Here is a 21,434-nt window from a genome sequence, read left to right as displayed (position 1 = left end):
AAATGAACGTCATTTTATCTGTGCAACTTTGTCTCATAATTTAAAACCTAGAAATTATGAAAACAAAAACTATCGTATTGATTCATGGATTATTTGTGAATAATACAAGCTGGAAAGAATGGAAAACTTATTTCGAAGCTCAGGGTTATACGGTTCATACCCCATCCAATCCCGGACATCATGGAGATCCTGTACAATTAAAAAGAAATATTCCATCCGAATTAAAGAATGTAGGCTTTGATGATGTGATAGATCATTTGGTGAAATTTATTGATACACTTCCTGAAAAACCTATTGTAATTGGGCATTCATTCGGAGGATTGATGGTTCAGAAGCTTATTGACATGGATAAAGCTGTTGCAGGAGTGAGTATTGATGGTGCTCCGCCAAAAAATGTAATGGCTCCTTTTTCTACCGTGAAAATTGTTTGGCCTGTCGTAAACTTTTTCAAAGGAAACAATCCTTATTTAGGAACAAAAGAATGGTATCACAAAGCATTTTTTAATAATTATTCAAGAGAGGAAAGCGATAAACTGTATGAAACGGTAGCCACACCTGAAAGCAGAAAGCTGGCAAGAGATCCGTTATTCAAATCTTCTGCGAAACTGGATATGAAAAAGCCTCATCAACCTTTATTATTCATTGCAGGTTCCAATGATCATATTTTTTCCGCTGCATTTTCAAGAAAAATAGCGAATGCCTATAAAGATTCCAACAGCATTGTGGATTTTAAAGAATTTGAAGGCAGAAGCCATTTTATCTGTGGGGAAAAGGGTTGGGAGGAAGTGGCGGGATATACTCTCAACTGGCTGAAAAAACTTCCTTAAGATTCATATTATAAATAACAGGTATCTAAAATTTTCTATGACTATTTTGATGAGTAGCAACTGAATAAATTTATAAAATCTTATTTTTGCATAGGAATTTTTATTTCTACTCATCCATTCGTACAATGAAAAAACAAGATACCTGGGCAATTATCAGAAGGTTGTTCTTTATCGGAATGAAATTCCGTTCCTGGTTCATCCTTACCCTGATTATTTCCATCATATTATCAGTAGTTTCTACATACAGACCCTATCTCACCATGCAGGTGGTGGATAATGACATTACTGCATTAAAGGATAAAGCTCTCATGATGAAACATGTCTACATCCTGGTGGGGCTGGTATTTGCGGAAACTATACTGAACTTCTTTCTCGTGTATTTTTCCAATTTTATCTCACAGAATGTGATCAGGGATATAAGGGAGAGGTTATATGCAAAGCTGATTTATTTCAAAACGTCTTTTTTTGATAAAACGCCTATTGGGCAGCTTGTAACCAGGGCCGTAGGGGATGTGGAAACTATAGCAACCGTTTATACCGATGGTTTTCTGATGGTATTCGGGGATATCCTGAGAATTATATTTGTATTGGTAATGATGTTCATGACGAATGTGCATCTAAGTTATATCACACTGGCTATTTTACCTTTGATGGTGGTTATTACCCGAGTTTTTCAGAAGAAGCTGAAGAAAGCTTTTGGGGATGAAAGAAACTGGACGGCTAATCAAAACTCTTTTGTGCAGGAAAGATTGGCCGGAATGCCAATCATTCAGGTTTTCAACAGACAGCAAGCGGAATTTGAAAAGTTTGATGATATTAATATTACGCTTAAAGGAGCTTTATTAAGAACGGTCTTTATTTTCTCGTTATTCTTTCCTGTTGTAGAGCTTATTTCTTCACTTTTTATAGGATTCATACTGCTTTATGGAGGGTATACCACGATCAAGGCAGGGGTTGTGATTGCTTTCATTCAATATATTTCCATGCTGATCCGTCCTTTAAGACAGATTGCGGACCGGTTCAACAATATCCAGAGAGGGATTGTCGGGGCGGAAAGAGTATTAGGCTTGATGGATGAGGAAAATGCAATACCAAATACCGGAAAAGTGAAGAAAGATCAATTCGGTGGAAAGATTGAATTCAGAGAGGTGCGTTTTGCCTATGATGACAAGCAGGAGGTGTTAAAAGGAATTGATTTTAAAGTAAATCCCGGGGAAACCGTAGCAATTGTTGGAGCTACAGGAGCTGGAAAATCTACGATTATCAGTTTGATTACAAGACTCTATGATATTAATTCAGGGAAGATCCTTATTGATGATGTTGATCTGAAAGATTACGAACTCTATAACTTAAGAAGCCACGTCGGAGTTGTATTGCAGGATGTCTTCCTTTTCCATGGAAGTATTTATGAAAACCTTGCTTTCGGGGATGAAACCATTACGCTGGGTAAGATAAAGGCAGGCGCTAAAGAGATTGAAGTGGATGAATTTATCGAACAGCTTCCGGGCGGGTACGATTATGTGGTAAGTGAAAGGGGCTCGTCTATTTCTCTTGGGCAGAGACAATTGCTTTCTTTCCTGAGGGCTTATTTATCTGATCCGAAAATATTAATTCTTGATGAAGCTACTTCTTCCATAGACCATGAAAGTGAAAAGCTGATCCAGAGAGCTACAGAGAAAATTACCAAAAACAGGACATCAATTATTATTGCACACAGACTTTCTACCATTGAAAAAGCGGACAAGATTATTGTTATGGATCATGGAAAGATTGTGGAAGAAGGGAAACATTTAGAGCTTTTAGATAAAAACGGATATTATGCCACACTTTACAAGGCTCAACTAAAACATGAAGTAGAGGTGGAGGAAGAAAACCGTAATGCTTAAATTTGCAGATACGACAAAATAAAAACAATAAAAAAGAGAGCTGGAAAGCTCTCTTTTAATTTTATAAGTGAATTATTTAGAATTTAAGTTTCTTGGTGATCACTTTTCCGTTTTCTAAAGTTGCACTGGCAATAACGACAATGTCTTTTACATTCAGTGGAGCTGAAAACTCTGTAGTATTGATATTAGATTGGTCGAAAAGAATTCGCCCGGATATATCATAAATCTTTAATGAGGAAATCTTCTCATTGCTCTTCACTAACACCGTGTTTTCTACTTTAACGATGTTTGTTTCATTTTTCTTTACCTCTCTGATTGCTAGTATATCTTCTGCAGTAATAGTTACTGAATAATCTTCCACTTGTCCGTATCTCGGAGTATAGCAGGAAGTAATAGCAGTACCATTAAAATCACCAATAACCCTCATTCTTAAAGGAGTATTAATCACAGCACCGGCAGGCGGAGTTACAGAAGCTGTGGCAACGGAAGTGTTGCTTACATTACTTTGGTTAAGAACCAGCTCGGTAGTTTCATTAAATTGCCCGTCATTATTATAATCAATATAGGCCTTGATGATATGTGTATTGCTTGTTCCCGGAGCAACCGTAAGCGTAGTGGCAGAATTACCCGGAATACTGGTTTTTGATGTTCCCAGGCAATAATTGCCCGTAAAGTTCTCATAGAAATTATTGGTAGCTACTTTGTAATTGGTTGAATAATTGTTAATGCTTCCGAATTTAACAGAAGTTACACCAATGTTGAAATTCCCGGGGTTGGTAATGGTTGTCGGTGTACAAGCTGTTGCTAAAGTAACCGTATTATTAGGAGTTGTAGTACTGCCTGTTGGAGAATTGATCAGCGATTGTCTGTACTGCAAAAGCTGGGCAATGGCTCTGGTGGTTTGTCCTTGGGTAAAAAGATCTCTGAAACAGAATGTATAAGACATCACATTTCTCTCTCCACCTGCATATGTCTGACTTGTACAAGGATTGATCTGCCCTGTCTGGCAGGTATAAGGAACAGAAGAGTGATAAAGGCTTTTCATGGGTTCTGTATCGCAAACAAGATCTCCTTCCAATGTGCAGTCTGCATTTGCAGGACAGGCCCCGGTACTGTCACTGAACCCTTCGTGCGTATGTCTGAGCCCTAAAGCATGTCCGAATTCATGAGCTAGCGTTTGAGCATTGACAGCAGAAGCACTTGTCGACATGAACGAATAATCCAGGCTTCCTCCCGGATAATAAGCAAAGCCATTTAAAGTACCTGAATTAGAAGCTAGTTTTTTGACCACGTAGATATTATAATATTTACTGGTATCCCACATCCCTAATGCTGTAATTTCAGAAGCTGCAACGGCATTAGTAGTATTATCGCTATTCACTCCGCCGCTTACATATTTCGCAAGATGAGAAGCATCGATTCTGTTGATCCCATTTGTGGCAGTACAGCTTGGACTTATTTTGGCAAAAACAAATTTTACAGGCAGAACAGCACTTGTTGCAGACATTCCACTGGACGAGTTCCCTGCAAATACTCCATTGGTATAATTAATCCAGGCTATAATATCGGCGTCAGATTTATTATTTACAGAACCGATAGGACTTCCGTCACCAACAACGTGCACCACAACAGGGATTTCATAGATTTGATTCTTGTTAATCTGAGAAGCAATTTTTCCGCTTTTGATCAGTTTTGATAATTCTAAATTAAAAGCATCATCCTGAGCTTTTTGTTCCGGAAATCTTGCATAATGTTTTCTCATCAACTCATCAGTTCCGCATTCCAGCACTTCAGTTTTTTGTGAATAGACATGGGAAACCGTTAATCCTAAGATAAGAGAAAATAGTAGTTTTTTCATAAAGGTTTTATATTTAGGTGGTTAGGTTTTTAAAATTCTAAATTAAGTGAAATATTTAAAGTGAACAAATTAAAGTTTTCTAAAGCTGCAGAATATGAAATTTTGTATGGTGTTGAAGGGGGTAATATGGTTTTCTGTCAAGCAGGTCTGCTTCTCAAAGTTGTCTTTGAAGAGTCTTGTTAAAGAAGACTCATCATATTGCTGTATATCCAATCCGCTACACTTGGTCGGTCCGTTGGTAGAGAAAGTTCCCAGGACCATATTGCCGGTTACATTTTCTTTAGTAATCTGAAGATACTTCAGGATTTGTTCCTGATGAGTTAAAAAATGAAAAGTCGCTCTGTCATGCCAAATATCATAGACTTCGGCAGGGTTGAATTCTGTTACGTCGGCTTCAATCCAGGCCACCTTTCCGGCATTAGCTCCCAAGCGTTTCTGTGCCCTTTCCAGAGCTTTGCCTGAGATGTCAAGTACTGAGATGTTTTGATAGCCTTCTGCCAGGAGAAAATCTACAAGATTACTATCACCGCCACCAATGTCAATAATTTTAGCGTCCTTATTGAAACCTGAATTGCGGATAAAATCTAGAGAAGTTTTTGGCACTTTTTGTGTCCAGCTTACCTGGTCGGGGCTTTTAGTTTCATATACTGTTTCCCAATGTTTTTTATGGATAGAGTGCTTCATTAACTTATAAAATATTTATATGAATACTTGATTTTTTTAAAGTTATCCACATTGACTCGTTGGATTATTTTTAAATTTGTTAACATTTAATTAATATAGGAACAGTTTTTGATGTTTCAATGAATAACAAATGGTGAATATAATATTTTATTAACAAAAACATTAAGATTAAGAGATGAATAATATCCAAGATGAATTTCAAATGCTGAAAGACGAACTGAAAAAACTAAACATTGATGTACAGAAAATTGTAAAGGTGGGTAATGGAAGTATGGATTTCCATGAGGTTTTTTACAGATCTCCAAGATATGATGAGGTAAAAAGTGTTTATGTGCAGCGTCATACAATGGATCATCTGATAGAAAAATTCAAACAAGTTTATAGTTAAAAAAACAGCCGCGGGGCCGATGAAATCTGAGCCGCGGTTTTAATATCATTTTTAATCATTATCCAGTGCTGAATTGTCTTTCGTGTCTTTCATTCTTGAATACACTACTAACGAAAAGAAAATACATACGGTAATATACCAATAGAAATAATGCTCCATTTCTTTCTGCTTGAACCATAAGGCAATATATTCTGCAGTTCCTCCGAAAATAGCTACCGTTAATGCATAAGGAAGTCCTACACCAAGCGCTCTTACTTCAGACGGAAATAGCTCCGCCTTTACCACAGCATTAATGGAAGTGTAGCCGCTAACGATGATCAAAGCTGCCATGATTAGGAAAAATGCACCCCACATGGACGTCGTTGTACTTAATGCATTCAGAAGAGGAAAGGTAAATATAGTTCCCAATATTCCAAAGCTTAAAAGCAAAGGCCTCCGTCCAATTTTGTCGGATAATGCTCCGAATACAGGCTGTAAACAGGCAAATATAAAAAGGGATACAAATGAAATCAATGTAGATTGCTCCTTGGTAAGATGAACAGTATTCACCAGGAATTTCTGCATATACGTCGTATAGGTGTAAAAAGCAAGAGTTCCGCCTAATGTTAAGCCAACTACAGTAAGCAAAGCTTTTGGATGTTTCAGGAGTTCTTTGATGGTGCCTTTTTTATTTTCATTCACCTCTTTCTTATTTTCAAAAGCTTCTGTTTCATGTAGATTGGCTCTCAGGTATAAAGCAATTACGGAGAGCATTGCTCCAATTATAAAGGGAATTCTCCATCCCCATTCTTCCAGCTGGGCTTCAGTTAATAAAAGTTTTTGAAGGATAAGCTGAATCCCTAAGGCAATAAGTTGTCCGCCAATTAATGTAACATATTGAAAACTGGAATAGAAGCCCCTCCGGTCCTCTGTGGCCATCTCGCTCAGATAGGTTGCGGAAACACCGTATTCTCCACCCACACTCAATCCCTGTAATAATCTTGCCAAAAGCAATAATGCAGGAGCCAGAACACCAATGGTTTTATAGGTGGGCGTAAAAGCAATCAGTAAAGAGCCGAACGACATTAATAACACAGAAAGTGTCATCGCTTTTTTTCGCCCGATTTTATCAGCGATACTTCCAAATAGCCAGCCTCCGACAGGTCGCATCAAAAATCCGACCGCGAAAATTCCTGCTGTATTTAACAGTTGTGCTGTGAGATCCGAATCCGGGAAAAAAGAATTGGAAAAGTAAATGGCAAAGGCTGCATAAGCATACCAATCATACCATTCAACAAGGTTTCCGATAGAACCACCTATAATTGCTTTGATTCTTTGAGAGGTGGTGATTTGTGATGAATACATGAAAGAAAGATACTGATTTAAAAATTTATTTAATTGTCCTCAACGTAGTACCATGGAATATTGAAAAGTCCTTTTTTAATGTCTACATTAATATGATCCCCTACATATAATTTTCCAAATTGAGTTTTTGAAATGCTTATTTCTTCTTTTTCTGAACGGTTACCCCAAGGCGTTATTTCAACGAGGTAAGAAGTAGATCGTCTTCCTTCTGATATCCGTTTGCTTAGAATTGTGGTTTTGTATACTTGAGGTTTGGAGTTGTCAAAAGTACAATTAATCGCATATGTTCCGGCATAACTATAAACGAAAATATTAAATAGTAAGGAGCAATATATCCACCATTTGTTTTTAGTTGAGCTGGCAATCAATTGGTGTGTTGAAAATAGAATTATTACTACAAGAACAAAAGCAACGGCTCCGGGAATTATTAAGCTTAAAAAACTTTCAAAATCATAATCTATTATAACTCTTATTAAAATAGCCCATGAGATAATATCTATAAAATCGGCAACATCATATTCATCATTTCCATTTTCGTCTTTACTTATTTTCACCAAGGTGATGATGCTAGGCTGATGAATACCATTTAAAAGTATTCCAACAATAGGAAAAAGCAATAAAATAATGAGAAGGAATTCATAAGGTTTAGGATAGAATATAAACCAGATTGAAAAAAAAATTGCTGACCATTCCAGCCAGTTGAGGTTATGAATTGTTAATTTACTGATTAAACCTGGCTTTTTTCTTTGACTGTTCTTTTTTTTGCCCATCACTAATTTATATGACGGGCAAATTTACACATTACTATTTTTTTATTCTTAAAATCTATACCCAATCGACAAACCACTCCTGAATCCCGCCCAGGGACCATCCACTTTAATTTTGGCTCCATTGGCATTGGTTTCTACCGTATAATCTACAAAAGGAATGTCAAGATTTTCTATTTCCTCTTTCAGTTGAGCCTGCATTTCAGGGGTAAGAACCACATCGCTGGTTAAGTTGAAATCTCCTTTTCCGCTACCATAATGGGCTCCGGCAATCCAGAAATCCAATACGAGATTCTGGCTTTTGGTTAAGAAAAACTGTACGCCGACCATCAGTCCGCCACTGTTTCCATTCGTACTTCCGTTTCCTTTGAGAGGAATTTGATAGGTAACTCCGTTAATGGCATTATAATCGTAATAGAAATCAAATGTATTGGAGGTTACTTTTGAATACCGGTAATAAGGAGCAAAATAGAAGCCTTTGCCATAACCTTGTCCAATATAAAAGCGTGGCTCTATGGTGAAGTTAGTAGCTTTCACCCGAAGATTTTTAAATCTGTCTTCATCTTTATCGCTTAGAAATGCGTTGATGAAAGGAACTTTTCCCTCTGTCATGGTTCCGAAACCTATGTTAACGGAGAACCACTGATTGATTACCCTTTCATAGGATGCATTGATATTTCTGAATGCATATCCCGTGACATTGGTTTTTACAATATTCATTTTTTCCGGAGAAGCAGTGCGCGATTCTTGGGCAATAGCTCCCAAAGAGGCTAATGAAAGGATTATAATAAGACTTTTTTTCATGACTATAATTTTCATTAAACATTAAGTGATGGTGTTAGTGAACTGAAAGCAAAAAACGGGCAAAAAACTCAATTGTATATAAACATAATTTAAAATTGAAGATAATTTATCAATAATAAATTGTATTTGTTGAAATAAAAAATCCGATCAAAATGACCGGATTTTAAATATTCTTTAATTTGAAATAGAACTATTTCTTAATGAACTTCACTGCTTCTGATTTTCCGGCTTTTCCGGAAACCTCGATGAAATAATTAGCCTGCGGTAATTCCGATACCTGAACTTTTCCTGAAGTAATATCAGCTGTTTTTATTAATCTTCCATCCAGTGTGTAAATATTGGCAGTAGAATAATTTCCTGTGTTTCCTTTAAACTCTATAAAATCCTGAGCAGGGTTAGGGTAAATCCTGAAGCTGTCTTTTTTTACTGTATCTACAGCAGATAAATAAACCTCATTCAAAGCCTGACCGCCACTAGTGGTTTGGTTAATGCTAAGCAGAGGAACACTGATGTTGCCATTCGTGGAGCTTAATAAAGGAAATTTATGTGTGGCATCATAGTAAGAATAAGCCGTATTGATAATTGTTCCAATAGGGTTGGAGTAGACTACGTCAAAAGAAGCATATAGATTAAAATTCTGTACAGATTTTATTCTGATAACATTGGTATATGTTTTTGACCCGATAAGTAAAGTTCCGTAGGCATCGGCAGTAGTGTTGATGGTACCCTTAAAAAGCCCTGAAGCTGCTGTAGAAGTAAAGGTTCCTCTTGCGTTATCAGATTCTGAATGCCCATAAGCGGCTGGATAAGTAATGAATGTACCATTGTCGGCAGAGAAGTTTAAAGTGGCATCAGGGGTTACAACACCTGTTATTTCAAGTTTGGAGGCAGACGATTTGTAAAGAATGGTGTTTCCTGTGGCTACCATTTTGATGTTTGAGCCTGGAAAAGTGGTAATTTCAGTGGTGGTAGGCGCTATATAGGTTGTACTGCTTGCCGTTCCCTGTGTTAAACCTGCATTGTTAAAGGTAACACCATTACCTGTTGCAGAATTGTCAACGGTCCCGTTTACCGTATATCCGTTAATAACATCCCCTATGATGGGGTCGTTAAATGCTTTGGTTACGGTTGTTTGTGCAGTTAAAATACCGCAACCGGCTAATAAAAACAGTATAGATTTTTTCATAGAGTATATTTTGTTTAAAGATAATAATATTGCGTGCAAACAGGGGTATATTTTTAAAAATAAATACACTTTATTGCTGATATGCTAAAACAAAAGCCGTTCAATTGTATTGAACGGCTATGGTCTGTGCGCTAAATATTGGTTTTTTAATTTTGACTGATCTTCATTTTACGGTACGAATAGATGTCCTCAATAGTGACTACGCTCATCTGCTTTTTTTCAGCGAAAGTTACAATTTCAGGAAGCCTGGCCATGGAGCCGTCTTCATTGGTCAGTTCACAAAGAACGGCATCTTCCCCAAGACGGGCCAGCTTTACGAGGTCTACACTCCCTTCCGTGTGTCCTCTTCTTTCAAAAACGCCGTCTTTTTTGGAAATTAAAGGGAAAATATGTCCCGGGCTTGCAATATCTTCCGCTTTTGCAGATGTTGCCGTTGCCGCCTTAATCGTAGTTACACGATCCTTCGCTGAAACGCCGGAAGAAACGCCTTCTTTAGCTTCAATGGAAATGGTGAATGCTGTTTGGTTTTTACTGGTGTTGTTTTCAACCATAGGGCGTAGGTTCAGATGCCGGCTTTTTTCTTCGGAAATGCATAAGCAGACAATTCCACTGCATTCGCGGATCAGAAGTGCCATGTCCTGTTCTGTGATGGTAGAGGCGGGAAAGATGATGTCGCCTTCGTTTTCACGGTTTTCATCATCTACTAAAATAATGCCTTTGCCCTGTTGTAGTTTTAGAAGTGCATTTTCTACACGTTCTGTGGAGGTAACTCCGAATTTTTCTAGTAATGTTTCCATGTTGTATTTACTTTTAAAAGTTAAATAGCTCTTCGGTACATGGAAATGAAATACAATACAATAAGCCTATCGAAATAGCCTTACCGATTGTTTCATTTTCTTCTCCCATCCAGACTGTAACTGTCGGTTTTGGAATTTCACCAAATCAGTCCCTTCAAATGAAAGGAGTCGCGGACTGTAACCGCCGGTAGGGAATTTCACCCTGCCCCGAAGAAAACTTATCCTAAGTTTTGCTGTTTGTTGTAATTAATTTTTTACTTCATTGAATATGATATAACGCACAGACTGCTAATTTCGGAAAGTTTTTTGAGATAGGGAAGAGGTTGGAGGAGATTTCAAAGGGTAGAAAATAAAAAAAACGTTCTGTTTTAGAACGTTTTACTTTTTTGATTTCAGAAAAATTTCAATTACTCCATTTTTTCCTTTTTCACCATACTTACTCACTGCATTTTTATCTTTTAAAATATTTACAGATTCTACGTTTTCTGGTTTCAGGGCTTTAAGTATCTCTTCAGATACTTCTTTTCCGTCCAAAATATAAAGAGGTTTAATTTCTCTTGTATTATAGCAATCACTAACGATATCAATTCCATCAACTAACTGCTCCATATAATATTTTTCATCAATCGGGTATTGCGGTTTTTTGTCTTTATTGATTTTGACATAAAAGTATAGCTGTTTATCCTGGTTGATTCCCCAATAGTCGGAACATCCTCTTGAGGTCCATTTCTTTAGGGTATTATACTTTTTCAGGATGTCACTTGTTTTTAAGGTTTTCATGTCAACATAATTTCCGTCAGGTAAGTAACCTTTAAACTCTTTTGTCAGGTGGATTTTTGCAATAATATTTAAATCTGGCTGATATTTTTGAAAAACGACACCGGGATATAGTTTACTTTCATATCCAATCCTGTTTTCAAATCTGCCATCCTGAACAAAACCGTCAGAACATAAATCCATTTCTTCAAATTTTACCTGTTTCAACTCCGGATCTCTTTTCTTTAAATCATCTATTGTTAATTCACAAAGTTTGAAATCAGACAATTTAATTGCATCAGGCATTTGGCTGTAAATATTTGCGGATACAAAAAGAAATAAAATTATGATGAATTGCTTCATAGGATTAAATAGTTTTTTAATGATTATTTTCTTAATATTTTATCCATTGCCTTTCCCTTCGCCAATTCATCAATCAATTTATCCAGGTAGCGGATATTCCTCATCAGCTCATCTTCAATATCTTCCACGCGGTATCCGCAAATCACTCCTTTGATCATTGAGACATTGGGATTGATCTGAGGAGCCTGTTCAAAGAATGTCCTGAAATTGGTTTTGTTCTCCAAATGTTCCCGAAATGTTTTTTCATCATAACCTGTTAACCAGAATATGATTTCATGAACTTCTTCTTTAGTACGTCCTTTTCTTTCTGCCTTTTCAATATAATGCGGATAAACCCCCGCAAATGACATATTGTAAACTCTTTCGTAATTTTTATTTTGCATGATTTTTATTTTACAGGTTCATAAATTAATTGGACGACTCCCGATTTAAAAACATTCGTTTTTAGTAATTTCAAATGCAAGCTATCTTTCAAATTCTCAAATAAAGGTTTTCCTTTTCCTAAGGCTATCGGATGAACGGAAATCCTGTAAACATCAATAAGATTCAGATCAATGAAAGTTTTGATGAGGCTTGCTCCGCCATACAGCCAGATGCCTTTTCCGCCCTGTTTTTTAATCTCTGCGACAGCATTAGCAATATCTGAACTAATAAAAACGGCATTCTGGCTTTCTCCTTTCTGACTTGAAAATACATATTTATTTTTTGAATGAACGGCCTTCCAAAGATTTTGCTCTTCTTCACTTGCATTATCCTCCGGCTGATAATTTCCCCACATATCATAGCTTACCCTTCCATAGAAAATGGTATCAATTGTGGAAAGAAAACCGTCAAAATCCATGTCATCGTCCATAATGCACCAATCGATTTCTCCGTTGGGGCCTTCAATAAATCCGTCTAAGGTGACGGCAAGGTCTAGGATTATTCTTTTCATAGATGTATATTACTTTAATAATGGTAGCGAACTTAATTCGAAAAGGTTCCGGCGATATAGATTCACTCTGAACATGTATTATTTGCATGGCGAATAAATAATTGCCATTTCCCATTATTCCTCATCCAGGTATTAGTATATCTGCGTAGTAATTTTTTACCAGAATTCGGTGCTCCTTTGGCAGGAACAACTGTTTCTCTGCCCATTACGACGACCATATCTTTATAAAATAAAAAAGTTTCTGGAATTCTTTCAAATTCGATATATTTTATTGTTCCTTTTTTAATCAGGTCTAATAATTCCTTTTTTTCTTTTACGATTCTGTTTGTCGGATGATTGACCGTTACATCATCATTCATTAAGCTGTCTAAAGCGACTCTATTGCCTTCAAAAATAGCTTTTGCGTGGGAAAGTTCAAGTTTTCTTATTTGTTCTTTTAACAAAGGTGTTTCGAAAGAGTTTTGAGCCAAAGATTTAACGCAAATCAAAAACAGTATGATTGTAATTATTGAAGTTTTCATAATAAGTTATCTTAGTTTGATTCACTAATTTACTATTTCATTTTAATAAAAAACCGCCCTAAAACAGAACGGCTGTAATATTTAATTTGTATTTATTTAGGTGATTGCTACATCCGCATCTTTATAGATGTTCCAGAAGTTATAATCCGTCATTGGAGCATCGGTTATTCCTACATTTCGTCCCATGGTTACGATCTGTCCCCGGTGATAGGTTCCGTGCATTATAATATGCTGAATGTATTCATATTTGGAAAAATCACACTGAAACCACTGAGATTCGATTTTTACGTTTTTGGCTAAGTCCTCTTCAGACAGACTCTCCACATATTTCATAAGTTTTTCCGAATTGTTTTTTATTCCGGAGAAAATTTCATCTCTGGTTGTTTTAGCAGAAGTTTCGGCAAAATTAAAATCATTATTCTCCGCAATATGGCTCCACCAATATTCCTGGGTTTGCCAGATATGATGTAATGTGGCCAAAATAGTCGGGAAACTTGAAATAACTTCCTGGTTAAGTTGTTCATCAGACTTGGTCGAAAGCCAGTCGAGGTATTTATTGACCACCCAGTTGTTGTATTGGACGGTGTGCGTGATGAGGTTTTTTAGATTCATGATCTTAATATTTTGTTTTAATGATTCGGTGTATAAAATTAAGTAAAATAGTAGCCAATTTCATACAGGGTAGAAAATTCTTAACCAGTTTTTAAATTTTAAAATAATGATTCTCCGTTCAAATCCGTAGTAAGCACTTCGCTCATATAATCAAAAAAAGGACGCATGGCTAATAAGGTGAGAACGGATTCTTTCTGAAAATCATCGGATAGAACCTCTTTATCGGTGAATTTTCTCATCACTACATATTGTTTTTTTCTGATCAGGTCTATGGCGGGATGATCTTTATCAAAACCTCTTGGGGCGGTTTTTACGGCTTCCCCTTTAATTTCTTTAAAATATTTTATGAATGTATCATCTAAAGTGATCTTTTCAATTTCTGCGGTACTGTTTTCAAATTCTTTACGGATGCGGAGCAGGTCTTTGGCATCCGGTCCCCAGAATCCGCCTCCTACAAAGCTGTTTCCGGGTTCAATCTGAATATAATATCCGCCTCTCAGCATTGGTTTTGAACGGGAATATCCTACTCCGAAATTCGTCTTGTATGGAGTCTGGTCCTTAGAAAAGCGAACATCCCTGTAAATCCTGAAAATATGAATTCCTTTCAGGTTGTCATGTTCCTGAAGCTCGGTATACACCTGATTGAAAAATGCCTTGTTTTCTTTTACCACTGCATCATATTCTGCTTTGTGTTGAGCAAACCACTCACGGTTGTTATTTTTTTCTAGCTGTTTAAGAAATTCAAAGGTTTTTTTCATAATGGGAAGTGTCGTATTCTAAAGTCCAAAGATATTTATTTGATTCTATTTAACTCTATTGCATTTTGCATTCCCCCAACTGCTTCCATGGCTTCATCTTGATTTCTTTTGTTGGACCATCCTTTTTTAGCAAGTTCACTTCTAATTTCCTCCTCTGATTTTTCTTTTACTACATGATAAAATGCAAAGTCAATGACTTCAACCGGAACTCTTTCAATAATATAACTGGTGAGAACAGCAACTATTTTTAAATAAAGAATAATACCTGTAAGTCCTAATTGTAAGATCCAGCTGATTATCCATCCGATCCAACCTAAATTAATTTTGTTCACTATAAAACCTTCCGTAAATCTTATCTGTAAAAAATTTAAAAATCCAATTCTTTCCAGATTATTTTCATGCAAAATGAGTTCATATTGAAAATATTGGTTTAATACATAAATTAATATAACCATTACTCCCAACAGATATTTCAATTTGCTAAAATCTGTATAGTTTGAAAGCTTAATTAAATATTTCATCGTAAAAGCAATAGCAGTTGCCACCAAAAATTCAAAAAGCATAATTATGTATATCCCTTTTACGGAAAGAAATGCTAATACGAAACCGAGAGTTATCGAGAGGAATAAGCCACCAATAATGGGTAATGTGATATTGGGATTTTTTGTTTGTATTGGCTTTGGTAAGGTTTCAGGAATAACATAATCATCCCAGTTATTTCTCCTTTCTGCCTCATTTTCAATTTTATTGAGTGCATTTTGGTCAAATGTTTTTAAGATTTCCTCATAAGCATAGATGAATAGCTTTACTCTCTTAGAATTTTTTCCTGCATCCCATATTTCATTACCTAAGGATTCACTTTTTACGAAAACGGTTCCATTTTTATAATGGGCTGTAATAATTTCTGTCCAGCGTTCATTTATCCAGCCTGCTTCTTTACGTTTTGCTTCTATGCTGTTGCTGTCTTTGTAAACGATATCCCAGCCTAATTTTTCGAATGTTTTTTCTGCAATAGCAATAAAGAGTGTTTCATTGACAGGTGTTTTGAATTCTTCTTTATATTTTGGGGTGAAACTAATACTGTGTTTTTTCTTAATCGTTCTTTCGAAATTTTTAAAATTGTCTTCCATGGTAATTTGAGGCCGGATTATTTGTATGGATTTTTTTGTTTGTAAATTTAAAATAGTTGTTTCAATTCCTGGTATGTAAACTTAGAAAGATGATAGCTTTTTCAGCAATCATTAAAAAAATGCAGAATACTTGCGGAGCAAAGGTACAGTAAGCGATATAGAAAATGGAAGAAACTTTACATTTACTACATTGGATTTCAAAATTGATTAGAAATACTGAGGATAGTTGAGATTTGTTTTTATTAACTATCAGCTAACGTTTTGTAGCTTGGCGAAGTGGTGGAAATCGAAGCACAAATGTTCAATCGAAAAACTGCTGTTTAGCAAGAATCAACAATTACGACTCTTGTGTTTTTTAGAGGGTTTATTTTGGACTTCATTTCTATTGATTTGTTTAAAAATTCTGTAGCTCTATACACTGTGTTTTTTTCTGGGTCACTTGCTTTTCCTTCAGACTCAAAACAAGATTTTATGAAGTTAAATTCATGTTCTATAATTAGGTGTAATATATTATTATCCTCATGTTCCATAATAACTTTGTTTAAAATAGTCATTTCATTGTCATTTAAATAATAATTACTATCTCCATCAAGTTTGCCGTCAATAATTCTTTTCATTATAAGAATCATATAATCATTGAATTTTAAAAAATCAAATGAGCTAATATTTTCACCCTCATCATCTTTATCAAATTTAATCTCCTCTATTGGATAATGATGGGTGTAATTACCATATTGAAACATATAGCTATAACAAACTGTAGAAGTTGGAAGTTCATACAATAATGTAATGCCATATTCTTCATAAATTTTATTTTGATAATTATCTCTTGATTTCCAGTCACTTCCTTCATTATCATATTTCCCATATATTAATTCTTCATCTATATAGTAAATCAATTCAAATAATTCGTCAGCTGTAATATTGTTTATATTTTCTTTTACGATAGATAAAATATTATCATAGGAAACGAGATAAGAGTTTCCAAATTCAATTTTTCTTTCATTTATAAAATTTTCAAATGTTCTCTTGCAGAGTTTTTTGAATTTTAAATCTTGATAAAGTTTTTCAGAAGCTATTTCTTTATCAAACATATATATATTAGTGTTTCTTCCCATTTGAAATTCCAGTTCTGGTTTAAAATTACGGCTAACTTTCTAAGTTACGTATTGTGTAATAATGACAATAGATATTGCGCCAATTCTTTTTTTCTTTGTAGGTTAATTTATAAATGTAATTATTGCTTCTCCATTTTTTGTTGCGTTTGCAAAAACACTTTGTAATGTTGAAAATCCGTTAGCAACATAATCAAATGCGTCATATCTTTCGTCCCAAATTGTTGGATAAACTTCCTGTTCTGTCATTTTTTCAGAATTGAATTTTTGTTTTAAATCAGTAATTGTAATTGTCGAAATTTCATTATTTAACTCTGCAACTTGTTCTGGTGTCAAATAGTGAGCTGGTCCACAGCCTAAATCTTGTTCTTCATCTATTAGTTGTCCACTGAATAAAACCCTTACAAGATTATGCTCCGCAGTTGCTGAACTTTGTCCTGTAAGTAAATATATTATTCCGTCCCACGATTTGTCAATATCAATTAAATTTTCATTTTCCGTTTCGTCGTCATAGATTTTGTCTTCTAATAATGAACTATCTTTTAAATAATTTTCAAGTTCAGATTTTGTCACTCGAAGCAAATTTCCTATCATACTCATAATTCAAAATATTTGTCTAAAGTTGTTAATTTCTGTTAGTGCGGTTTTGTGACAAGGTTACAGCTAACTTTCTAATTTATATAAATATACTATTTCCTTACAGAAAACTATAATTCAAACAAAAAAACCGTTCTATTTTATAGAACGGTTTATATATTAAATTGCCTCGGTCGCTGACCGTTACATCATTATGCTTTTTTGTGGAATTTAAAAGTAGCTGTTCTTTTAATTCAGTTCTAAAACCAATTGATGATCTCATATTTTACTTTTGTATTAGGTTTTAATGTTTCCAAAGAAATATTACTGCCTTTTTCTATTCCTAAAACTTCAGCTTGCTTTTCCCAACTTCCTTTCGTGAATTTAAATTTTGCCGGGGTGTGTAATTTTAGTGTTATTATTCTTTCATAATCACTTTTTTTATTCAGTTTTATTTGATTAGGACTCCATTTTCCCAATTCTTCCTGATTTCCGGTGATATAAATTTCGTCTTCTTTATTGGGAACTTTTACAACGATTGATACCTTATAAACTTCATCTGAAAATATTTTATAAAATGTATCGGGAGCTTCATTGTTGGATTTTTGATAGCTTTCAATATATGAACTTAAAAAACCGCTTTCTTTCAAAAACTGCATGGGGTCTTTTATGTGCAGAATATCGTAGATAGCCTTTTTCTTGTCTTCCTGTTTATTAAAATAGGCTTCCACAATTTTATATCCCATCCAATATCCTAAATCATTGGGACGGTCATCTTTTTTTGATGTTCCATACAACCAGTCTTGTTGATCTTCTCCTTTTAGTCTGCTGACAAATTCCTTACATAGTTTGTCGAGATGTTTTTCTCCATACTGGAAGTGTGCAGAATTTATATTTTCCCCCGAAATCAATTCCCCGATAAAATCTGCTCCTCCTTCTAATAATGATTGTTTTAGTAAAGATTGTTCTCCCTCAACATTTTGTTGAAAGTGAATTAATTCGTGAGCAGCAAGTGCCGGAAGACCATCAAGATTTTTTATGACTTCAGTTCCAATGATTAATCCGTCATTTGTAGAGGTTCCTCCTGAGTATCCTAACCCATACACCAAATAAATGGGTGGAAACTTAGCTTCAGGATACCAGTATTTGAGGGCGCTATAAATTGCCCTTAACCTTTTTTCTTTTGATGGAATATCATGTATTATATTTCGGGTAATTTCGTATTCAGATTTTTTTCTTTTAACATTAGCATATAAAGAATCTGCGCTCATTACTCTGTAAGGAAACGCATTAAGACCAACAGAACCGTTTTGTAAATACTCTTTAAATGGATTTTCTTTTGACGTTTCCATTTTGTCAAATGCTATCCAAAAATTGGTAAAATCCCGAGTTTCAAAAACTGCATTTAACGGACTTTCTGAAAAAGTGGTTTGTCCGAAAGAGAAATTAGAAATTATTAAAAGAAGAATAGTTAAAACTTTAAAATTCATTTTTTTTGATTTTAAATACAATTTTGTATAGAATGTTGTACAACAGAAAAGTATTGACGAATATATAATTGTGCTAATGTTGTTTTGGTTTTAGTTCTCTATTTGTCAATTGTTAAATTAAAATCTAAATATACTATTTCCTTATGAAAAACCATAATCCAAACAAAAAACCGCCCTATAAAATAGAGCGGTTAGTATATTAATTTGCCTCGTTCGCTGGCCGTTACATCATTCCCGGCATTCCGCCACCCATTGGCATAGCTGGTTCGTCTTTTTTCACTTCAGTGATTACGCACTCAGTGGTTAAAAGCATTCCTGAAACTGAAGCTGCGTTTTCAAGGGCAACTCTTGTTACTTTAGTTGGGTCGATGATTCCTGCTTCAAGCATGTTCACGTATTCGTCAGTTTTAGCATTGTAACCGAAATCTCCGTTTCCTTCCGCTACTTTAGCAACGATTACAGAGCCTTCACCACCTGCGTTAGCAACGATTTGTCTTAATGGCTCTTCGATAGCTCTCTTAACGATCTTGATTCCTGTAGTTTCATCAGCATTAGCTCCTGAAAGATTTTCTAAAGATGTGATTGCTCTTACTAAAGCAACACCACCACCGGCAACGATACCTTCTTCTACAGCAGCTCTTGTTGCGTGTAGCGCATCGTCTACTCTGTCTTTTTTCTCTTTCATTTCCACTTCAGAAGCAGCACCTACATAAAGTACAGCAACACCACCGGCTAACTTAGCCAGTCTTTCCTGAAGCTTTTCTTTGTCATAATCAGAAGTGGAAGTTTCCATCTGAGCTTTGATCTGAGAAACTCTTCCTTTGATCTTGCTTTCGTCACCACCGCCATTTACGATCGTTGTGTTATCTTTATCAATAGATACTTTTTCAGCAGTTCCCAACATATCTAAAGAGATGTTTTCCATGGTGAAACCTTGCTCTTCAGAAATTACCTGTCCACCTGTTAAGATCGCGATATCTTCCAACATGGCTTTTCTTCTGTCTCCGAATCCAGGCGCTTTTACAGCAGCAATTTTAAGAGATCCTCTTAATTTGTTTACCACTAAAGTTGCCAAAGCTTCTCCTTCAACCTCTTCAGAGATAATCAATAAAGATTTACCTCCCTGTGCAATTGGCTCAAGAACCGGAAGCAATTCTTTCATAGAAGAGATTTTTTTCTCAACTAAAAGAATGTATGGGTTTTCAAGCTCAGCCAGCATTTTCTCAGGGTTTGTCACGAAATAAGGTGACTGGTACCCTCTGTCAAACTGCATCCCTTCTACAACGTCTACGGTTGTATCAGTACCTTTAGCTTCTTCTACGGTAATTACTCCTTCTTTACCTACTTTTCCGAATGCTTCAGCGATCAGAGAACCGATGGTATCGTCATTGTTGGCAGAGATAGAAGCAACCTGCTTGATTTTTTCTGAAGAATCACCTACCTCCTGAGATTGAGTTTTAAGGTTTTCAACAACTGCTGTTACCGCTTTGTCAATACCTCTTTTCAAGTCCATTGGATTAGCACCTGCAGCTACGTTCTTAAGACCTTCTCTTACGATAGCCTGTGCCAAAACAGTAGCGGTAGTAGTACCGTCTCCTGCGATATCATTGGTTTTGGAAGCTACTTCTTTTACCATCTGAGCTCCCATGTTTTCTACTTTATCTTCAAGTTCGATTTCCTTTGCAACGGAAACACCATCCTTAGTAACGTGAGGAGCACCGAAAGATTTTTCAATCACTACATTTCTTCCTTTAGGTCCTAAAGTTACCTTCACTGCATTTGCCAATGCATCAACACCTCTTTTTAAAGCGTCTCTTGATTCAATATCGAATTTAATATCTTTTGCCATAATTTTTTATTGTATTAATGTGCGTTGTACAATGTATTAATGAATTTTATATTCATGAAGTCATTCTACATGAATACATTTTACTTTTTTACAGATTATCCGATAATTCCTAATAAATCAGACTCTCTTACGATTAAATAATCTTTTCCTTCCAATTTCAATTCTGATCCTGAATATTTCCCGTAAAGAACTTTGTCACCTACTTTAACAGTTGTAGGCTCATCTTTTTTACCAGGACCTACTGCTACTACTGTACCTTCTTGTGGCTTTTCTTTTGCCGTGTCCGGAATAATAATACCTGAAGCTGTTTTAGTTTCTGCAGCAATTGGTTCTACCAAAACTCTGTCTGCTAATGGTTTAAAGTTTACTGACATAATTATATCTGTTTTAAGTTATTTCTGCGTTGGAATTCTCTAAATGTATGCCAAGCGTCTGAAAAGAAATTTTTGGCAGAATTTTATTACAGGGTGTGAAATTTTGGCAGAAAAATAAAAAGCCGGAAAATTTTCCGGCCTTTGTTTTCTTGTAATATTCTTGGTCTTTAAGGGCAGTTCTGTCCCGGTCCAATCCATAAAATGCATCTTCCATTGTCGTTGTATTCACAACAGACAAGTGTTGAAGCTCCGCCTATAATAGATTTCTGGGCTTCTCTGCTTACTAATTTGGCATTTTTCATAAAGTAATATTTTGTTGTTAATATTCCTGAGCATTTAACGTCAATCAGGTTTTTGACTTTGGTGTATTTTCAAAAGTAAAGTTTTTTATCATTGCCTGTATGATTTGGTGTCA

23 protein-coding genes and 1 riboswitch are annotated in these 21,434 nt (G+C 35.5%); of the genes, 3 read left to right on the top strand and 20 right to left on the bottom strand.

Annotation, left to right across the window (positions count from 1 at the left end):
• Positions 1-56 precede the first annotated feature (56 nt).
• Positions 57-827, top strand: coding sequence for an alpha/beta hydrolase (locus tag ACGHIN_RS03440; protein WP_390450832.1), 771 nt, complete (start codon positions 57-59; stop codon positions 825-827).
• A gap of 125 nt (positions 828-952) precedes the next feature.
• Positions 953-2,713: an ABC transporter ATP-binding protein gene (locus ACGHIN_RS03435; protein ID WP_390450830.1), complete on the top strand. Its 1,761-nt coding sequence runs from the start codon at positions 953-955 to the stop codon at positions 2,711-2,713.
• Between the two features lie 76 nt (positions 2,714-2,789).
• Here ACGHIN_RS03435 and ACGHIN_RS03430 read toward each other — a convergent pair whose 3' ends face one another.
• Together ACGHIN_RS03430 and ACGHIN_RS03425 are read right to left on the bottom strand one after the other, a co-directional pair.
• Positions 2,790-4,571, bottom strand: a complete 1,782-nt coding sequence (locus tag ACGHIN_RS03430) for a M43 family zinc metalloprotease (protein WP_390450828.1) — start codon at positions 4,569-4,571, stop codon at positions 2,790-2,792.
• Between the two features lie 69 nt (positions 4,572-4,640).
• Positions 4,641-5,255, bottom strand: a complete 615-nt coding sequence (locus ACGHIN_RS03425) for a class I SAM-dependent methyltransferase (protein ID WP_390450827.1) — start codon at positions 5,253-5,255, stop codon at positions 4,641-4,643.
• A gap of 175 nt (positions 5,256-5,430) precedes the next feature.
• Between ACGHIN_RS03425 and ACGHIN_RS03420 the strand changes: the two genes are divergently transcribed.
• The gene (locus ACGHIN_RS03420) at positions 5,431-5,643 is read left to right on the top strand and encodes a hypothetical protein (RefSeq protein ID WP_121459940.1); all 213 of its coding nucleotides are present in this window, start codon (positions 5,431-5,433) and stop codon (positions 5,641-5,643) included.
• Between the two features lie 51 nt (positions 5,644-5,694).
• Here ACGHIN_RS03420 and ACGHIN_RS03415 read toward each other — a convergent pair whose 3' ends face one another.
• The 18 genes from ACGHIN_RS03415 to ACGHIN_RS03330 all read right to left on the bottom strand — a co-directional run bounded on the left by ACGHIN_RS03415 (position 5,695) and on the right by ACGHIN_RS03330 (position 21,321).
• Complete coding sequence (locus tag ACGHIN_RS03415) at positions 5,695-6,987, bottom strand: MFS transporter (RefSeq protein ID WP_390450826.1); 1,293 nt, start codon at positions 6,985-6,987, stop codon at positions 5,695-5,697.
• A 29-nt stretch (positions 6,988-7,016) separates the two neighbouring features.
• Positions 7,017-7,757, bottom strand: a complete 741-nt coding sequence (locus tag ACGHIN_RS03410; protein ID WP_390450824.1) for a hypothetical protein — start codon at positions 7,755-7,757, stop codon at positions 7,017-7,019.
• Between the two features lie 48 nt (positions 7,758-7,805).
• On the bottom strand, positions 7,806-8,558 hold the full coding sequence (locus ACGHIN_RS03405) for a DUF3575 domain-containing protein (protein ID WP_390450822.1): 753 nt from the start codon (positions 8,556-8,558) through the stop codon (positions 7,806-7,808).
• Between the two features lie 190 nt (positions 8,559-8,748).
• Positions 8,749-9,744 (bottom strand): T9SS type A sorting domain-containing protein, encoded by a 996-nt coding sequence (locus ACGHIN_RS03400; RefSeq protein ID WP_390450820.1) that lies wholly within the window; start codon positions 9,742-9,744, stop codon positions 8,749-8,751.
• 146 nt (positions 9,745-9,890) lie between these two features.
• A complete protein-coding gene (ribB, locus tag ACGHIN_RS03395) occupies positions 9,891-10,541 on the bottom strand; it encodes a 3,4-dihydroxy-2-butanone-4-phosphate synthase (RefSeq protein WP_390450818.1) in 651 nt (216 codons plus the stop codon).
• Positions 10,542-10,634: 93 nt separating this feature from the next.
• A riboswitch (FMN riboswitch) is annotated at positions 10,635-10,760 on the bottom strand.
• A gap of 159 nt (positions 10,761-10,919) precedes the next feature.
• The gene (locus ACGHIN_RS03390) at positions 10,920-11,603 is read right to left on the bottom strand and encodes a hypothetical protein (protein WP_390450816.1); all 684 of its coding nucleotides are present in this window, start codon (positions 11,601-11,603) and stop codon (positions 10,920-10,922) included.
• 80 nt (positions 11,604-11,683) lie between these two features.
• Positions 11,684-12,043 carry a DUF2200 domain-containing protein gene (locus ACGHIN_RS03385; protein ID WP_390450814.1) on the bottom strand — a complete coding sequence of 120 codons (360 nt, stop codon included), beginning with the start codon at positions 12,041-12,043 and terminating at the stop codon, positions 11,684-11,686.
• 5 nt (positions 12,044-12,048) lie between these two features.
• A complete protein-coding gene (locus ACGHIN_RS03380; protein WP_390450812.1) occupies positions 12,049-12,594 on the bottom strand; it encodes a dihydrofolate reductase family protein in 546 nt (181 codons plus the stop codon).
• A 62-nt stretch (positions 12,595-12,656) separates the two neighbouring features.
• Positions 12,657-13,115 (bottom strand): nuclear transport factor 2 family protein, encoded by a 459-nt coding sequence (locus ACGHIN_RS03375; RefSeq protein ID WP_390450810.1) that lies wholly within the window; start codon positions 13,113-13,115, stop codon positions 12,657-12,659.
• 96 nt (positions 13,116-13,211) lie between these two features.
• A complete protein-coding gene (locus tag ACGHIN_RS03370) occupies positions 13,212-13,727 on the bottom strand; it encodes a DinB family protein (protein WP_390450808.1) in 516 nt (171 codons plus the stop codon).
• A gap of 98 nt (positions 13,728-13,825) precedes the next feature.
• Positions 13,826-14,485, bottom strand: coding sequence for a DUF2461 domain-containing protein (locus tag ACGHIN_RS03365; RefSeq protein WP_390450806.1), 660 nt, complete (start codon positions 14,483-14,485; stop codon positions 13,826-13,828).
• Between the two features lie 35 nt (positions 14,486-14,520).
• Complete coding sequence (locus ACGHIN_RS03360) at positions 14,521-15,615, bottom strand: hypothetical protein (RefSeq protein ID WP_390450804.1); 1,095 nt, start codon at positions 15,613-15,615, stop codon at positions 14,521-14,523.
• A gap of 320 nt (positions 15,616-15,935) precedes the next feature.
• The gene (locus ACGHIN_RS03355; protein WP_390450802.1) at positions 15,936-16,733 is read right to left on the bottom strand and encodes a hypothetical protein; all 798 of its coding nucleotides are present in this window, start codon (positions 16,731-16,733) and stop codon (positions 15,936-15,938) included.
• 102 nt (positions 16,734-16,835) lie between these two features.
• Entirely contained in the window at positions 16,836-17,330 is a 495-nt protein-coding gene (locus ACGHIN_RS03350; RefSeq protein ID WP_390450800.1) for a YfbM family protein, read from the bottom strand.
• 236 nt (positions 17,331-17,566) lie between these two features.
• On the bottom strand, positions 17,567-18,796 hold the full coding sequence (locus ACGHIN_RS03345) for a DUF2268 domain-containing putative Zn-dependent protease (protein ID WP_390450798.1): 1,230 nt from the start codon (positions 18,794-18,796) through the stop codon (positions 17,567-17,569).
• 223 nt (positions 18,797-19,019) lie between these two features.
• Positions 19,020-20,645 (bottom strand): chaperonin GroEL, encoded by a 1,626-nt coding sequence (gene groL, locus ACGHIN_RS03340; protein ID WP_390450796.1) that lies wholly within the window; start codon positions 20,643-20,645, stop codon positions 19,020-19,022.
• Between the two features lie 95 nt (positions 20,646-20,740).
• The gene (locus ACGHIN_RS03335) at positions 20,741-21,019 is read right to left on the bottom strand and encodes a co-chaperone GroES (protein ID WP_123262470.1); all 279 of its coding nucleotides are present in this window, start codon (positions 21,017-21,019) and stop codon (positions 20,741-20,743) included.
• A gap of 167 nt (positions 21,020-21,186) precedes the next feature.
• A complete protein-coding gene (locus ACGHIN_RS03330) occupies positions 21,187-21,321 on the bottom strand; it encodes a hypothetical protein (protein WP_390450794.1) in 135 nt (44 codons plus the stop codon).
• Positions 21,322-21,434: the final 113 nt, after the last annotated feature.

This window comes from Chryseobacterium barbadense, from assembly GCF_042849955.1.
Classification (GTDB): domain Bacteria; phylum Bacteroidota; class Bacteroidia; order Flavobacteriales; family Weeksellaceae; genus Chryseobacterium.
The sequence above is the reverse complement of the archived record's forward strand: the minus strand, read 5'-3'. Positions and strand labels throughout refer to the sequence as shown.

What these genes read in the sequence shown, in the direction of transcription:
- ACGHIN_RS03440 (WP_390450832.1), top strand. Translation starts at nt 57, where the DNA reads ATGAAAACAAAAACTATCGTATTGATTCATGGATTATTTGTGAATAAT.
- ACGHIN_RS03435 (WP_390450830.1), top strand. Translation starts at nt 953, where the DNA reads ATGAAAAAACAAGATACCTGGGCAATTATCAGAAGGTTGTTCTTTATC.
- ACGHIN_RS03430 (WP_390450828.1), bottom strand. Translation starts at nt 4,571, where the DNA reads ATGAAAAAACTACTATTTTCTCTTATCTTAGGATTAACGGTTTCCCAT.
- ACGHIN_RS03425 (WP_390450827.1), bottom strand. Translation starts at nt 5,255, where the DNA reads ATGAAGCACTCTATCCATAAAAAACATTGGGAAACAGTATATGAAACT.
- ACGHIN_RS03420 (WP_121459940.1), top strand. Translation starts at nt 5,431, where the DNA reads ATGAATAATATCCAAGATGAATTTCAAATGCTGAAAGACGAACTGAAA.
- ACGHIN_RS03415 (WP_390450826.1), bottom strand. Translation starts at nt 6,987, where the DNA reads ATGTATTCATCACAAATCACCACCTCTCAAAGAATCAAAGCAATTATA.
- ACGHIN_RS03410 (WP_390450824.1), bottom strand. Translation starts at nt 7,757, where the DNA reads ATGGGCAAAAAAAAGAACAGTCAAAGAAAAAAGCCAGGTTTAATCAGT.
- ACGHIN_RS03405 (WP_390450822.1), bottom strand. Translation starts at nt 8,558, where the DNA reads ATGAAAAAAAGTCTTATTATAATCCTTTCATTAGCCTCTTTGGGAGCT.
- ACGHIN_RS03400 (WP_390450820.1), bottom strand. Translation starts at nt 9,744, where the DNA reads ATGAAAAAATCTATACTGTTTTTATTAGCCGGTTGCGGTATTTTAACT.
- ribB (WP_390450818.1), bottom strand. Translation starts at nt 10,541, where the DNA reads ATGGAAACATTACTAGAAAAATTCGGAGTTACCTCCACAGAACGTGTA.
- ACGHIN_RS03390 (WP_390450816.1), bottom strand. Translation starts at nt 11,603, where the DNA reads ATGCCTGATGCAATTAAATTGTCTGATTTCAAACTTTGTGAATTAACA.
- ACGHIN_RS03385 (WP_390450814.1), bottom strand. Translation starts at nt 12,043, where the DNA reads ATGCAAAATAAAAATTACGAAAGAGTTTACAATATGTCATTTGCGGGG.
- ACGHIN_RS03380 (WP_390450812.1), bottom strand. Translation starts at nt 12,594, where the DNA reads ATGAAAAGAATAATCCTAGACCTTGCCGTCACCTTAGACGGATTTATT.
- ACGHIN_RS03375 (WP_390450810.1), bottom strand. Translation starts at nt 13,115, where the DNA reads ATGAAAACTTCAATAATTACAATCATACTGTTTTTGATTTGCGTTAAA.
- ACGHIN_RS03370 (WP_390450808.1), bottom strand. Translation starts at nt 13,727, where the DNA reads ATGAATCTAAAAAACCTCATCACGCACACCGTCCAATACAACAACTGG.
- ACGHIN_RS03365 (WP_390450806.1), bottom strand. Translation starts at nt 14,485, where the DNA reads ATGAAAAAAACCTTTGAATTTCTTAAACAGCTAGAAAAAAATAACAAC.
- ACGHIN_RS03360 (WP_390450804.1), bottom strand. Translation starts at nt 15,615, where the DNA reads ATGGAAGACAATTTTAAAAATTTCGAAAGAACGATTAAGAAAAAACAC.
- ACGHIN_RS03355 (WP_390450802.1), bottom strand. Translation starts at nt 16,733, where the DNA reads ATGGGAAGAAACACTAATATATATATGTTTGATAAAGAAATAGCTTCT.
- ACGHIN_RS03350 (WP_390450800.1), bottom strand. Translation starts at nt 17,330, where the DNA reads ATGAGTATGATAGGAAATTTGCTTCGAGTGACAAAATCTGAACTTGAA.
- ACGHIN_RS03345 (WP_390450798.1), bottom strand. Translation starts at nt 18,796, where the DNA reads ATGAATTTTAAAGTTTTAACTATTCTTCTTTTAATAATTTCTAATTTC.
- groL (WP_390450796.1), bottom strand. Translation starts at nt 20,645, where the DNA reads ATGGCAAAAGATATTAAATTCGATATTGAATCAAGAGACGCTTTAAAA.
- ACGHIN_RS03335 (WP_123262470.1), bottom strand. Translation starts at nt 21,019, where the DNA reads ATGTCAGTAAACTTTAAACCATTAGCAGACAGAGTTTTGGTAGAACCA.
- ACGHIN_RS03330 (WP_390450794.1), bottom strand. Translation starts at nt 21,321, where the DNA reads ATGAAAAATGCCAAATTAGTAAGCAGAGAAGCCCAGAAATCTATTATA.